This is a genomic window from Streptomyces sp. NPDC036815, from assembly GCF_055609205.1.
Genome location: NZ_JBVJPW010000011.1, coordinates 95,631 through 109,814, shown reverse-complemented (window position 1 = coordinate 109,814; position 14,184 = coordinate 95,631). Strand labels below are relative to the sequence as shown.

Below are 14,184 nucleotides of genomic sequence, written 5' to 3'. Positions count from 1 at the left end.
TCCCGCTACAGCCCGGAGCCGATGGCTTCGTCGACGAACCGGCGTACCAGAAGCTTCACTTCGCCCGATGGGACGGTGACGGACCATGCAAGCTCCGGCTGATGCTCATAGCACTGGAACCGGGCCACGACCGATCCGTCGTCCTCGACGTAGAACCACCTCCAGGACAGCTCGTGCGTGCATGCCGCGTGTGGTTCGAATACGGCAAGGCAGCGGACGATGTCGGCGTGGTGCCGAAAGGGGAGGGTCCGCTGAGCGCGGCAATCCGTGCACTGCAGAAGATGCTCGACCGCTCCGGGACGGTCGATGAAACCAGGAGTGCCCTCGGAGTTGTTGCACTTCACGCACAACGGCCCGCGGAACAGATCGTGGGAATGGCAATGGTCCCAGTACAGGGCCCGCCGAGGCTCAGGACACATCCGGCACAGGAAAACCTCGGCGGGAGAGCGTTTGGCGAATCCCTTCGTGTACTGGCGGCCTCGCAGATGGCCGGTGTAGGGCCTGGAGGCCTGGGCGGCACACGACGGGCACAGGACGACAAACCCTGAGGCGCTGGAGGAACGCCACTGCTCGCTGCCGGCCGGTGTTCCGCAGCCGCTGCACACGTCGTCCTGCGCTGCAAGGCTGGCTTCGACCTCCTCGGCCCGGTCCAGCACAGCAGCATAGGCGCGAGGAACCAGCCACTTCTTCCCCGACCAGACCATCAGCGGCAACGGCCGGGTGCTCGCGATGGTCCGCCGTGTGAAAGTTTCGGGCAGCTGCTGCCCGGTGAAATTCTTGGATAGGACACCGGGGCCCTGCATCTGAGGAAGCTCGGACTCATAGGTGGCTTGAGAGATCCACTGCCAGACGCGAGAGCGCCAGGTGTGTGGCTCGCTGCCCTCCAGCCCGGCGTCGACCAGGTCGCCGGGGTCGATCCCGAGTCCGGCCAGCCGCTTGCCGGACTTCTGGATGTCCCGGTCGAGGAAGCGCCATTTCTGCCGGTACTTGTAGCCGGGCACGGCCATATCACCGATGAGCACGTGGCTGGCAGTGGCGAACGTGTAGCGGTTCACATGATCCAGATACGCGGGGACTATCGTGTGATGGGTGAGGCTGGCAAGTCTTTGGTGTGCTGCCTGGAGTGAAAGCCACATGAGGCACAGCTCCTTGAGATCGCTGATAGAGCAACGGACGAGTCACCGAGCAGGCCGACGGGGCAACACTGCCTTGCTAAGGAGAGAGAGATGTTACGGGCAGGACGCCGACCCGAGCCGCGGTGAGGGCACCGGTTCCTGCTGCCCTGGATCCAGCACCTCCTACAGCCCGCCCCCGGCAGCAGACCCTTGAGACAGCCGGCACGGGCCTTCCAGGAGACCCAGGTATCCGCCGCCCCCAGCAGAGGCGACAACTGATAGCCGACGTTGATGCTCGTGACCTCCAGGCCCCGAAGACCCAAGGTCCAACGGTCTTCATGATCGTCGGCAAAGGCAGATGTATTCGCCACCGCACGATGCACAGCCACATACCAGCCACGCCAGTCAGGTCCACTCCGGAAGCCTCACAGGCACCACTATGTGGGGCCAAACTCACCGGTGATTGACGCCCTTCCGATGCCCAGGTGGGGCCAAAACCCGTTCCCGAACGGGGCCACCACTGACGCGTAAAGCCAGGGCTCGTCGCGCGCCTGGCCTGGCCACGCTTGGGTGAGCCGTTGCGAAACGCCCGGACTCGCCAGGGCCACCCCCTCGGCCGTCTACGACACGTCGCGCTTCGAGGGCCTGCGTCGGACCGCTCGGGTGGCGGCCGCATAGTCGGGGCACCGAGCTGGTCGTTGCGGGGTAGTGGCGGCGAACGTGTATGGTTCCGCTGCCCTTGGCGGGCGCCCACCGCGAGGAAAATGATCTGGCTCTGTCAGCTGATGGTGTACCAGGTGCCGGAGAACTCCCACCCATCGGTGCCTTCGCCGATGTCGTCGCAGATGACGAAGTCGATGAAGTCATCCTCGAAGGAACCGTCGTCGAGTTCTCCGCCCTGCCACTTCGACTCGATGGAGACCCAGTGCCCATTACGGCCGTCGATGCGCAGCGGTGCGGTGCCCCGAGCGCCACGCTCGCGCTCATCGGCGCCTGTCTTCACGAGGCCCCGGATCTCGAACTGGTGGTCCTTGAAGTTCTGCGGGATAGGGCCGGCGGGCGTGGTGGCGGCGGCTTCGTAGGCCTGGTGGATGGCCTCGCGGTAGGTGCGGCGCACGGTGTACTCGTCGTCGGCCAGCCACTTCATGAGGGTGGCGTGGGTGACGCCGAGCCCGGCTCGCTCGAGTTCTGCGTAACCGCGATGGGTTTCGGTGAGGTGGACGAGCTGGGCGTGCCAGCCCTTGGCCCGGTAGGACTTGAGCCGATTCCCGGGCTGCGCACCGAAGCCGGCGAGGAGGCTGTTGAGGGCTGCGCCCAGGGTGTTTCCTTCGCCGTGGGGCATCAGTCCTCACTTCCTTGCACGACTTTGACTTTGACCTCGCCGAACCCGGTTCCTACCTTGTACTTGCCGGGTGCGACGCCGTCCGGAGTCCAGAACACGGCCTCGTCGACGTTGCGCAGGGCGATCAGTGTGTGGCCGTCCTGGACGGCGCCCCAGGCCATGATCCAGTGGCGTACGGAAGCCTCGGCGACCATGCTCATGCGCCAGTCCGGGCGCCAGAAGGGGGAGGCCACGCTCTCACCCTTGGGCCACAGCAGGCGTAGAGCGATTGACAGGCGCCGCTTGTACTCGATGTACGCCTCTCCCGTACCGATCAGTTCGGCACGGGCCGTCTTCGCGGCCTGGTAGAACGGCTTGAGGAGTGAGTTGTTGGCCCGCCCGGTCCAGGAGTCGTAAATGCGCAGCGGCTCGGTGAGGTGCCCTTGCCTGATCAGCTTCTCCAGGAGCTCCACGTGCGGCGTGGTCACCCAGATCCGGCCCTGAGCGTCCGGCCGCATGGCCAGACGTCCCAGGGGGTGCGGCATGTGGCCGTGCTTCCAGGCTGGTACATCAATCTGGAAGATGCCTGCCTGGTCCTTGGCACGCTGGTCCAGGGGGCCGGTCTGCTTGAGTTTGTTCGGCGCCAAGGTGACAGCTGAGCAGGCGGAGGGGTAGGAGCCGTTACGGTCGATGGTGCAGAGCTGCCCGGGGCCGAACTGGTCGGGCACAATGAGCTGATGGCGCTTGCCGCCGCGGGTGCGCACGCTGTCCACGTCAGGATGGACCCAGCGGGGCTCGCCGTCCATGACCTCGTTGAACAGAGCCCAAGGCGCCTCGTCCCGCTCGTCCTTGCTGATGACTGCGATCGGGTGCATCTTTGACCGGCTGATGGCCTCCTTGAGGGTCCGCAGGGCGGGGAAGGGGGCGTTTCCCGGCTCGTCATCCTCGTCACCGGGCTGGAGGTCCGGTGCGCCGTGACCCTCTTGGACTTCGGGCTCGGGAGCGCTCAGGCCGGCATCGCCGACAGCGGTTCCAGCCTCGGAGCTCTGTGCGCGCAGGCCCGGCCCGGCGCCGAGGGGAGTGTCGTCGTGCTGGGCTGGGGGCTGTTGTTCCGTCGAGTGCTGCTGCAGGGCGGTAGCAAACGCGTCCAGGGCAGCGCGCAGGCGCTGGGCTGCGGGGTGGTTGGGAAGGTCCAGCGGAGCCTCGCGGGCCAGAGCAGCAGTATGGCGACGCAGACCGGGCAGGGCCTTCTCATCGGCGTTGAGGACGCCGTCGCGGTGATCGGAGAGGATCTGCACGGCGCGGGAGGCAAGGCCCTTGAGGGCTCCGGAGGTGAAGGGCAGAGCGGCGTCAGCCAGTTCCTGTTCCGCCACAGCAAGAGCGGACTCGGCGGGAGCGGGAGCAGGCAGCGCAGAGGGTAGGGGTGCGTTGGTGAAGCGTGCGTGATTCAGGTCGGGCTGGAGGAGGAAAGTGGTCTGGCCCAGGTCGCGTTCGGTGACCGTCACCGTGGCGGTGTCCGCGCCTGCGGGGAGCGCCAGGGTGAGAGTCACGTCGGCGTCCAGAGCGCGCACCACGTGTGTCTCGTCGGTGTTGAGGACGGCCAGGACCGGCACCGACAGCTGGCGGGCCAGGTGCATCAACGTGCGAACCGCGGGCGGAACCCTGGGCCCTGACAGCGGCAGGTGCGGGTCGGGGCTGTGGTGCAGCCGGTCCACGACGATCAGGGCCAAGTCATCGACGTAGGGAGCGGATTCGGCGATCGCCTCGGCGGTCAGATCGGCGCCGTCGTCGACGAGCAGAGGGGCTTGGACCAGGCGGGCACCGGCCTGCTCAGCCGCCTCGCGCTCGGCTGAGGTGAGGGCCCCGGTCCGCAGCTTGCGGTGGTCGGTTCCCGACTCGGCCGCGATGATCCAACGGGTCACATCATCTGCGGTCAGGCCCGCGGCCGCGTACAACACGCGGCGCCCTTCGCCCAGCGCGCTGCGGCGCGCGGCAGCGAGGGCAAGCAGGCTGCCGCCCGCCCCGGGCGCCGCAGCCACCAAAGTGAGGCGGCCCGGCTGCAGACCGCCAGTGGCGGCATCCAGCTCGGTGAGGCCGAAACCGAGGCCGGGCAAGGCGGGAGCAAGGACGCCACTGACCCGGTCCGCCAAAGACGCCAGTTTCCGTGCAGGGTGGCCCTGCGGTGCGGGGGAGGTCTCGCCGTCCACCATGTCCTCCTTCTAGGGGTCGTGTCGCGGCGGGGGCAGGCCGTGCGGCCGAAAAGTCGGTGCGCCATGGGGCAGATGACGGGCCCGCCCTGCGGATATGCACCGACATCACAGGGCACTGCGGTGGTGGGCTCAGCTGGTGGGGGAGCTCGGCTGCGGCGCGGAGGTCTGCTCGGCGGGAGTGGCTGAGACGTAGAAGACCGAGGAGCCCTGCTTGCTGCGCTGAGCCCGCCCCTTGGCCACCAGACCCTCCACCGTGGTGCGTACCACCGTGGTCTTGATGCTGCGCTCGGGATAGGCCTTAGTGAGCGCGGAGGTGATCTCGGCAGCGGAACGCGGTTCGCTGTGCTGGTCGAGGTGGTCGCGGACGAGTTCGACCAGCGTCGGACCCCCGGAGCGTGCGCCCGGAACCTTGGGGACTGGCGTGGATTTGGCTGCGGACGTCTTCGTGCGGGTTCCACCCGCCGTGCTGGTGTTGCGCTGCGGCTTGGGTGCCGGCTTTTGACGGGTGGTCTTCTTCGGGCCGGGCGTTGCTGTGTCTGCCGTACTCAGGGCTTCCTGCACCCTGACCAGCAGTGAGTGGTCGTGCTCCAGCCGCTGCAGTTGTTCCTGCAAGGCCGCGACCTCAGTGGCGATGCGCTCCTGTTCCTTACGGTTGGTCTCGAGGTCCGAGGCCACCTGGGTGGCGTATTGCCCCTGGACTCCTGCAGCTTCCAACTGAACTTCCGGCATGGCGACCTTTCATCGGTGCATCGGGACATCCGAGTGATGGATGCGGATCGTACGCGCAGGTGGCGCATATGTGCTGTAGCGCGCTGCCCCATTCAACCGGGGTGCCTGACGGCTCCACTCATGTCAGCAGCAGGTGGCGCGAGGGAGGGAACGATCTCCGTGTGATCTTAAGGAGTGTACCGCTGGCTGAAATTGCCTGGAGACCTTGATCAAGGCTGTTCTTGCGGCGTCCGATGGCCGCCTCGCATGCGGTGATGGATGGGCCGGACAGGCGGTACGGCGGGGATGTGTCCGGTCGGGCGCTGGGCAACGGCCGGCGGATCGTTGCGGATGCTGCGTCACCCAGGGCGGCAGGCAGCAGCCGGCTGACCGTTGTTCGTCGTCCTGCCCTGTCGTGTCAGGTTGGAGCAATCCCATGCCCATCGGGGCGTGTTCAGTTCAGGCTTCTCCACGGAGTACTGCCTCTTGGACCAAGCTCTGTCACATCAAGGCCGTGGGTCGCCGACAGCCAGTTGGGGCTACGGCCATGACGTTCCGACTACCGTCGCCCTCTGCTGAGGGTCGGCAGGCCCCACGATGTCGTCGTGGGGCTTTCCGGAAGGCTTTGCGAGGCCAGAGCGCATGACCTGAACGTGCTCAGGGTGGAGGACCGCGGCGCGGCGTTCCTATGCACTGATGTTGGCAGTGGCCCGAACTACGTCACCGCCAACCGTGAGTTCCTGCCGGAAGGGCTGGCAGGCGGGGGCCGGGGCTGATGGGCTCAGTCCTGCTCTGTGAGCGTGCTGTCGACGACCATTCGCACCAGCCGCTGCACCTCGGCAGCGGCGACTGTCTGCTCCCACTCGGTCGTAACGGGCTCGTGATAGCAGGACAACTTCAGCGACACCGAACCGTCCTGCTCGAGCCGGGCGAAATGCTTGCGAGGCGGCCTGTCACAGCCCTTGTGGGGTGCTGGTGTGATCAGGCCTTGGACCACTTTGGCGTGGTGCTGAGCGGGCAGCATGCGCTCGCGCCGGCAGTCCAGGCAGCGCAGCAGGTGCGCCACGGCGCCCGGGGTCCCCAGGTAGGACCAGGCACCGCCTTCCAGAAGTGTTGCAGCTGGCGCAGAGCGGGCCGCGGCCCTGCCATGCCCGCGTTCGTGGCAGTGGTCCCAGTAGTAGGCGCGGCGGGGTTCGGTGCACAGGCAGCACAGGTAGGTATCGGCCCGGCTGCGCGGAGACAGTGACGAATAGAGCGCTTTTGCCAGGTGCCCACGGTAGACCTGGTAGGCGGCCTGGGCACAGAGTGGGCACAGCGTCACGTAGCCCCGGGCGCTCGAACCGCGTGGCCAGGGACCAGGTGTGCCGCAGCTGCCGCAGGCAGCCGCCCTCGCCGTCAACTGCGCGGTCACCGCCTCGGCCTGAGTGAGCAGGTCCGCGTAGGCCTTGGGGCAGAAACCAACCGCTGCCTGACCACGGTCACCGACGAAATGGGGCTGCGCAGGTGACGAAACGCAGTCCGTGGCAGGCCGGGCCGCTTTGGCAATGCCGTCGCGCACCTCAACTCGGCTCCTATGAGCGGGAAGGCCTGCACCCGTGCACAGGATCCCCGCCTGCTGGGAGACCTGTTCCAACAGGTCAGCGAATTCCATTCGGTTGCCCTGGCTCCACGAACGTCGCGAATACCTGAGACCCGATTGCACTGGCGCGAGGTAACTGCGGGCTAGGCCAGCGTCGATCTCCCGTAGTTGGTCTAACAGTATGCAGCCCGGCCCACCCGCTGGACTCCGGTCTGCCGGATGGCGCTCGGCACCGTAGCGCGCGCCCCCGGCGTGCCACCTATGCCCGACTCTGTGCGGAACCTGTACCCCTGCGCGAAGCGTCCTCGGAAATGAGGAGCAAGGGGTGGACGCCTCATGGCTAGGTTGCAGCATTTCACGGGATTGGACTGGCTTAGGTGGGCGCTGAGGCTGGGCGCGGGCGGCTGGTTGGTCTACACCCTGTCCGTCCACGGGGTGTCCGAGGCCGACCCCGTGTCCTCGGTCCTCTCGGTCGTGATCGTCTTGCTCTCGCCGTTGATCCAGGAGCCCGCCGCCAAGCGGACCTTGGCCGACATCCTGCCCGAGTTCCGCAAGGACATCAGGGCGTACTGGATAGATGAGCGCGACTGGCGTGACCTGACCCGCCAGATACTCATGCCCGTCACATTGACCAATGTGTCCGTCAGTCCGCCAGCCGCTCTGCCGATGTGCGCCGGCTTGTGGTCTTTCCAGGAGTACGGCGAGAAGGTCGCTCACCTACTCACCACGGGGGGCATGCCCAGCCGAGCCATGATCTTCGGTGATGCGGGGGCAGGGAAAACGACCTTCGCCGTCATGCTCTCCAGCGAGCTGGCGAAAGGGGAGACATACATTCCGTTGTACCTTTCCTTGGCCTCCTGGAGCCCGAAGGACGAGAAATTCCCGGACTGGTTCGAGCGGCAAGCACTCACCGAGCACCGCAGGCTCCGCGAAATCATGCCTACGCCCCGGCCTCTGCTGCGGGAGCTCCTGATCAGCGACAAAATACTCCTCATCCTGGACGGCCTTGACGAACTGCGGGACGGCCAGGCTCAGGACACGGCCCTCGAACAGATCCAGGACTGCATCGCCGCCGACCTGCCCGTCGTGCTGCTTACCCGTACCGATCCCACCCTGCCGTTGCTGTCCGGAGCGCAACACCTGCGGCTGGAGCTACTGGCGAGCCACCACGTCATCAACTACCTGGACACTCTGACCGCAGAAATCGTCTCGAACGCACTGGTTCCCCAAGTGCACCGCGACGCCTGGCTGGAGGTCCGCAACGAGTTCGCCAGCGGTACATTGCCCGCCCTGACCTACCTGCTGAGCCGACCGCTGTACCTGGACCTGCTGGTGCGCACTGGGCTGAGGGACACCTCGCTGCCCGGCCGGTTGCTGCACGCCGTCCGCCACTCGAGCGACGGGATCGAGGAGGGAAAGAAGGTCCTGTACGCCTCGTTCGTGGACGATGTGCTCGATCACCGGTTCCACGATGCCCCCCGACGGGCCCGCAAAGCGCGGCGGTTGGCCATCCGCATGGCCACGGAAATGTCGAAACCGCCCACAGCCCGGACGATGGCGTGGTGGCGCTTGTACACGCGGGTGCCGCCGGTCGTGTTCGGGACCGCGATGGCGCCCCTCTCCGCTCCCGCCTACCAGCTGTGCCTGTTCATGCCGGCAGGCCTGACACGAGGCTTCGCCCTGGGCGTGATCACCGGAGTCGTCCTGGGCATGTGCCGGGGTGTGGACACCAGTAGTCCTGCCTGCATCAAGGCGGCGGTGGCCAGCACCAGCGCGGCCGTTCTGGCTATCGGAACCGTCTGGGTCGGCTGGCGGATCGCCGCCGTAGACGCGGTGGAGATCGCGCCCGTCGTCGGTTTGGTCTTCGGAGCCCGGACCATCCTCGCCGCGGGTTCGTGGCGTCACGTCACTGTGGTCATCGCCGGAGCAGGTGCGGTCAGTGCGCTGATGACCTGCGGAGCGGCTGCCGTATGGGCGCCTGGCGCTGATCCGCCGCGCAGCCTCTTCGGCGTCTTTATGGCGGTGTGTATGGGGCTGGGCGTGGCCACGGCGTCCGCGCGTCTGCTGACCGACCCGCACCCTGATCTGTATCCGGCCACCGCCACGTTCCGGCCGCAGGGGAACCCGCTGCCACATCTTGTCGCCGCGGGCACCGCGGCCGCAGCCGTAGGCGCGGCGGGAGGATTCGTCGGAGGCTTGTCCCACGGGCTGTCTCACGGGCTCCACGTCGCAGAATTCTTCGGCGCGGTGGTCGGCCTTGGCATCGGCCTCGCCGGCGGAATCATCCGGTGGCTGAATCAGCCCGGGACCGAAATGACCGCCACACCACAGCGGCTGTATCGTCATGACCGTGCGCTCGCCGCGCTGAGCGTGCTCGGCGTTGCGGCGGGCGCTACCTCCGCGCTGGCGGTACTGAACGCCTTCCTCGGACATTTCCTGCGCTCGCTCAGCGGCAGCTCCTTCACCCCCAGTCCGGTGCACGGCATCCTCTTCGGTGCCACCCTCGGGGTGATCGTTGCCGCCTTCAACACCGCTTGGCCCAACTACGTGGTGTGCATGCTCTGGTTCACGACCCGCTACCGCGTGCCGTGGGCACTCCTGCGCTACCTCGACATACTGCACACCTGCGGCATCCTGCGGCAGGAGGGGTCCTTCTACAGCTTTCAGGCGGAAGGTCTCCAACGACATCTAGTTCAGTGATCGCTCCCCCGCATCACCATATCCGTGTCTCGCGAGAATGCCGGGGCTGACCGCACTTCAGCAGGACACCGGCGACCCTGGTGGGGCACCGACGAAATGGGGCTGCGCAGGTGACGACGCAGTCCGTGGCAGTCCGGGCCGCTTCGGCAATGCCGTCGCGCACCTCAACTCGGCTTCTATGAGCGGGAATGCCCGCACCCGTGCACAGGATCCCCGCCTGTTGGAAGACGGTTACGGTGCAGCGCGCCTGTCGTTACCTCGTGGCCGCAGCCCGGGAGTTTTTGAGGGGTAGACCTGGGACGTGGGTTGAGAGCCTGTCTCTGAACCTCCGATCAGAAGGTTCAGAGACAGGCTCTCAAAGGCCTTTCGCCGTGTCACCGGCAGAGCTTGGCCCCGCAGGGGTGCTGCCGGAACGCTTGGCGGGTGCAGGGCAACCGCGTTCGTGTGCGGATCAAGATGGGGCGCAGATGTACTCCACCAGGACGAGGCGTCCGTAGACGGAACGGGCGGGGCCGCCACGGGGCCGGGCGGGCAGAGGGGCCGAGTCCTGGTCCGAAGTGGTCGAATGGCTGGGGTGCAAAGTGCCCGGGGCGGTCAGGGCGCGGATGCGAGCGACGAATTCAGGTGCTGGCAGGGGGAGTTCGACGTCGTCGTCGACGTATTTGATGGCGGAGACGACGTAGTCCATAACGGCGGCGAGCAGGGGTTGTCGGGCACGGAGGCGACGGCTGGGCCTCAGTCTGCTGAGGATCCGTAGCGTGGTGGGCAAGCTCGCTGGCCGGTGGATGTCGGGAATCTGGTCGGGTGTGGCGGGCAGGTGTTCGTCGAGGTCGGTGGCGCCCGGCGTCTGCTCCATCCACCAGGCGGCGGCGGTGTCTTCGCCTAGGGACTGGTGCTGCAGGGCGAGGCAGTAGGAGGCGATGTGATCGCCGGCGCCGGCGGCGAACTGCCACCAGAAGCGAGCGGCGTCGGGGACGTTGCCCAGCTGGAGGATGCAGCCCAGCACGCGGGCGGCATCGGGTTCGGTGGGGAGCGCGTGGGTGAGGAAGTCCTGGGTCAGGGCATCCAGTGCGGCGCGGGTGAGCACGGTTTCGCACAGGGTGTGCAGGTCGCAGGCGGCGTCCCGTGCCTGCTTGTCGCGACCCCGCCGGTGGATGGGGGAGTAGATCCATGGGGGCGAGGCGCTGGATGTGGACGGGGCGGGGGAAGTGGGGATGGGGGCGTCGATGAGGCGGGCTCTGGCGAGAAGGTGATCAATGGGTGCGGTCACCGTTATCCCTCCGGGGTGGAGCGGTTGGGGAAGAGGCGGTCGTTCAGGCTGCGTCTGGCGTGGAGCTCGGTGGAGCGGACCAGACCGACAGAAAGGCCGAGGACGTCGGCGACGTCCGTGTCCTGCATGCCGCGCAGGTACATGAGGACGGTGACATCCAGCTGGCCGGGCGGCAGACGGCGCACGGCCTGGAAGAGGGTCATGGTTTCCTCGACTTGGCGCAGTTCGGCGGCGCTGCTGTGGGCTTGGTTCAGGGCGAGGGAGTCGAAGGCGGACTCGACCAGGGTGGGGTAGCCGTCGGGATGGGGGGTGCGTTCCATGACGGTCTCGCGCAGGACGCGCCAGGCGAAGCGCGGGGTGTTGTCGCTGGAGCGCGCGTCATCCCAGACGACCTGGAGGAGGAAGAAGACGTCGTTGACGGCGCGCTGCGCGTCTGCCGGGCTGCGCAGAAAGGTGTTGGCGTAGTGGAAGTAGGTGGCGCCATACAGCTCGTAGAAGGCACTCAGATGCACGGGCCGCTCGCTGTCAGGGAAGTCTTTGGCAACGCAACGGTTGATCCACACGGTGCGCTTGTTCACCTCGAGCGCGGCCATGACCCACAGGCCGCGCAGGGCGGCTACTGATGAGTCGGGAACGCCCAGGGCGCGCATGAGGGAACGCACCCACTCCCAGCGCGGGTAGAGACCTACCGCGCGCAGGAGTTCGCTGAGCTTGGAGCGGGACCAGCCCATGCTGCGTTCGAGCTGTTCGAGGGTCACCCCGCTGACCTGGTAGGCATCCCGCAGCGGCTGGAGCCAGGCCCGGTGGGCCGTGCCCGCGCTGGGAATGATCGGCCCGAGTTTGCGGCCCGGCCTGGTCGGCGCCGGACCACCCGGCCCGGTCGGCGGCATCGGCTGGTCACCGCGGGGACTCCCCGCCCTCGTGCGAGTCGGTGGCCGTGCGCCGGGCTTCGGTGTGCTGGGTGTAGGCCTGCAGGATCTGCTGTACTCCGAAGCCGATTGACGGGATAAGCGTGATGGCTGCGGCGACGGTCTCGCCGAGAGCAATCATCACCAGGCACAGGGCGACGAGCGATACAAGCGCCGTTGCGACAACGGCAGTTCTGCTTGTCATGGGCTTCCTTCTGAGGGCGGTTTCCTAGTCCGTGGGGGTCAGCTCCTCGGACGTTTGCCGCGTCCCCCTGTCGAGAAGCCGGGCCCCAGCATGGAGCGCGGACCGGTGTCAGGACTCGCCCATCGGTGATCCGGGAACAATGCGCGACCTCTTAGAGGGCACAGAACGGGCGATTTCGTGTCGTCTCTCGCGCGTTCGTGCACGCTGTGGCCCGGAAAGGGCAATGTTCCGCATTCCGCTTGCGCCGCATTGCCACTGCGGCGCCCAATGAAGGGGAAGGCGCACCCCACCCGTGCCCCGAGGGGCACTCGCACGGTGCCCCTGCGGGATCCCAGTCCGGGAGACGGCCCCCTCGTTTGCCGCGAGGGGGCCACCCCCCCCGGCCGGCGTCCTCCGGCGCGACGATCGCACATCACGCGCGGCTGTCTGGAATGGTCCGAGCGCTTCCAGCACGGGCTGTACCGCGGCGGCACACTCATTGGTGTGTCTGTGCGCGCGGTCCAGGAATGCGAGTACGCCCTCGTGGTCGAATGGGTGTGGTGATGCCGCCTTTAACGGTGCCCTGACCTTCAGCGTCCCGTACGGCACTTCACACCCCGCATCGCGGCCCCGCTCGCTGAGCGTCTTGCTGCAGTCCCATGCCTGGTGAAGCGTCCCGCGGTGGGAGGGCCGTGGCGCCCGTTGTAACAGTGTGGCGTGTTGGGTGTCGTGCCCAGGCGGAGCCTGGTTTCCACCAGCCCGTCATGAGGCAGAAGGCGCAGCGTGCAGCACACCACCTCGAGCGAGATGCGAAACGCCTCGTCAGGTCCGGGTAGGTGATCACTCGGCTCGGTTGCAATACCTCCGTCCGGATCTCGTCCACCAGTACCGCCTAGAGCTGGCAGATCTGTGCACGGTAGGTCTCGGGGAGGCGGTGCACGGTCTTTTGTGGCAAGTCATGTACAGCGGCTACGGCGAGCCCTCGCAGGCTGCTGTGAGCAGGACATCGACGAGCCGGTCTGCGGCGTCGGGGCGTCCGTGGGCGCGGGCTCGGTCGGCGATCGAGGTGCGGTACTGGGGGTCGGCCAGCAGCGGTGCAACGGCGCCCTGGAGGGTCTGCGGTGACACCCTGTCGAGCAGGGCGACCGCGGCGTTCGCGTCGGCCAGGTGTCGTGCGTTGTGGGCCTGTTCGTTGCCTGCGGATGTCGCCAGGGGGATGAACACGGCCGCCTTGCCGAGCGCGGTCATCTCGGCGATGGTGCCGGCGCCGCTGCGGGAGACCACGACGTCGGCCAGGTCGAGGACGTCTGGCAGCTCGGGCCCGACGAACTCGGTCAGGTAGTGACGCCCGGCGAGCTCGCCGGGCCGTTCCGTAGTGCGCTGGCGCAGGGCGCCCAGGTGGTCGCGGCCGCACTGGTGGATGACGTTGGCCCGCTCCAAAAGCCAGGGGAGGGAGTCCATCACCACGTCGTTGATCTGCTGAGAGCCCTGAGCGCCGCCGGTGACGTACACGGTGGGCAGACGGCGGTCGAACGCCTGGAGTCCCAGCGTCTCGATGGCCTTGTCCGCTTGGCCGCTGAATACCTCGGGCCGCACAGGGTTGCCGGTCACCACCGCGGTGTGCCGGGCGGTCTCGGGCAGCAGGGCGATGGTGGACTCCGAGGATACGGCGATGCGTGTGGCGGCCCCGGCGAGCTTGCGGTTGGCCAGGCCGAGGCGGACGGTCTGCTCGTGCAGCACCAGGGGGCGCCGGCACAGGCGGGCGGCGAGTCCGCCGGGCACGGCGACGTAGCCGCCGGTGGCCAGGACGACGTCGGGGTGGAAGTCGGCGACGAGCTTGCGGGCCTGGGCCACGCCGAGCGGGACCCGGACCATGTCCCGCACGTTGGCGGGCGAGGCCAGTTTCAGGGGGTTCTTCGAGCGGCGGATCTTACCGGTGGCGACCTCCGCGAAGGCGATGCCCTCCTTGGGGGCCACGCGAGCCTCCAGGCCGTCCGCAGTTCCGATCCAGAGCACATCCAGCGGCGGTCTGCCTGCGGCTGTCAGACGGTTCTGGAGCGTCCGGACTGCGGTGAGTCCGGGGTAGGTGTGACCGCCGGTCCCGCCGCCGGTCACGATGAGGCGGAAGGGGCGGCTCGGGTCTGTGGGCAGGCGGGGGAGGCTCACGTCGTGGTTCACAAGAGGGGGTT

General features: G+C 67.5%; 10 protein-coding genes. 1 reads left to right on the top strand and 9 read right to left on the bottom strand.

All coding sequences use genetic code 11. The features are described 5' to 3' along the window. Positions 1–5: 5 nt before the first annotated feature. From ACZ69I_RS23020 to ACZ69I_RS23000, 5 genes are all read right to left on the bottom strand, one after another. Entirely contained in the window at positions 6–1,055 is a 1,050-nt protein-coding gene (locus tag ACZ69I_RS23020; RefSeq protein WP_470834269.1) for an endonuclease domain-containing protein, read from the bottom strand. An 838-nt stretch (positions 1,056–1,893) separates the two neighbouring features. Then, a complete protein-coding gene (locus ACZ69I_RS23015; protein ID WP_470834268.1) occupies positions 1,894–2,457 on the bottom strand; it encodes a hypothetical protein in 564 nt (187 codons plus the stop codon). Next, the gene (locus ACZ69I_RS23010; RefSeq protein ID WP_470834267.1) at positions 2,457–4,646 is read right to left on the bottom strand and encodes a DnaB-like helicase C-terminal domain-containing protein; all 2,190 of its coding nucleotides are present in this window, start codon (positions 4,644–4,646) and stop codon (positions 2,457–2,459) included. Before ACZ69I_RS23010 ends, ACZ69I_RS23015 begins: the two co-directional genes overlap by 1 nt. 129 nt (positions 4,647–4,775) lie before the next feature. Further along, positions 4,776–5,375 carry a hypothetical protein gene (locus tag ACZ69I_RS23005; protein WP_470834266.1) on the bottom strand — a complete coding sequence of 200 codons (600 nt, stop codon included), beginning with the start codon at positions 5,373–5,375 and terminating at the stop codon, positions 4,776–4,778. Positions 5,376–6,135: 760 nt separating this feature from the next. Further along, positions 6,136–6,912: a hypothetical protein gene (locus ACZ69I_RS23000; RefSeq protein WP_470834264.1), complete on the bottom strand. Its 777-nt coding sequence runs from the start codon at positions 6,910–6,912 to the stop codon at positions 6,136–6,138. Positions 6,913–7,269: 357 nt separating this feature from the next. Between ACZ69I_RS23000 and ACZ69I_RS22995 the strand changes: the two genes are divergently transcribed. Then, positions 7,270–9,633 (top strand): NACHT domain-containing protein, encoded by a 2,364-nt coding sequence (locus tag ACZ69I_RS22995; protein ID WP_470834263.1) that lies wholly within the window; start codon positions 7,270–7,272, stop codon positions 9,631–9,633. 451 nt (positions 9,634–10,084) lie between these two features. Here the strand turns inward: ACZ69I_RS22995 and ACZ69I_RS22990 are convergent, their stop codons facing one another. From ACZ69I_RS22990 to ACZ69I_RS22975, 4 genes are all read right to left on the bottom strand, one after another. After that, positions 10,085–10,903 carry a hypothetical protein gene (locus ACZ69I_RS22990; protein WP_470834262.1) on the bottom strand — a complete coding sequence of 273 codons (819 nt, stop codon included), beginning with the start codon at positions 10,901–10,903 and terminating at the stop codon, positions 10,085–10,087. A 2-nt stretch (positions 10,904–10,905) separates the two neighbouring features. After that, complete coding sequence (locus ACZ69I_RS22985) at positions 10,906–11,793, bottom strand: helix-turn-helix domain-containing protein (protein WP_470834260.1); 888 nt, start codon at positions 11,791–11,793, stop codon at positions 10,906–10,908. A gap of 7 nt (positions 11,794–11,800) precedes the next feature. After that, positions 11,801–12,016 (bottom strand): hypothetical protein, encoded by a 216-nt coding sequence (locus tag ACZ69I_RS22980; protein WP_470834258.1) that lies wholly within the window; start codon positions 12,014–12,016, stop codon positions 11,801–11,803. 948 nt (positions 12,017–12,964) lie between these two features. Then, positions 12,965–14,173, bottom strand: coding sequence for a UDP-N-acetylglucosamine--N-acetylmuramyl-(pentapeptide) pyrophosphoryl-undecaprenol N-acetylglucosamine transferase (locus ACZ69I_RS22975; protein ID WP_470834256.1), 1,209 nt, complete (start codon positions 14,171–14,173; stop codon positions 12,965–12,967). Positions 14,174–14,184: the final 11 nt, after the last annotated feature.

Bases quoted from the DNA above. Each gene is read 5' to 3' on its own strand.
- ACZ69I_RS23015 (WP_470834268.1), bottom strand. From the start codon at position 2,457: ATGCCCCACGGCGAAGGAAACACCCTGGGCGCAGCCCTCAACAGCCTC.
- ACZ69I_RS23010 (WP_470834267.1), bottom strand. From the start codon at position 4,646: ATGGTGGACGGCGAGACCTCCCCCGCACCGCAGGGCCACCCTGCACGG.
- ACZ69I_RS23005 (WP_470834266.1), bottom strand. From the start codon at position 5,375: ATGCCGGAAGTTCAGTTGGAAGCTGCAGGAGTCCAGGGGCAATACGCC.
- ACZ69I_RS22995 (WP_470834263.1), top strand. From the start codon at position 7,270: ATGGCTAGGTTGCAGCATTTCACGGGATTGGACTGGCTTAGGTGGGCG.
- ACZ69I_RS22985 (WP_470834260.1), bottom strand. From the start codon at position 11,793: ATGCCGCCGACCGGGCCGGGTGGTCCGGCGCCGACCAGGCCGGGCCGC.
- ACZ69I_RS22980 (WP_470834258.1), bottom strand. From the start codon at position 12,016: ATGACAAGCAGAACTGCCGTTGTCGCAACGGCGCTTGTATCGCTCGTC.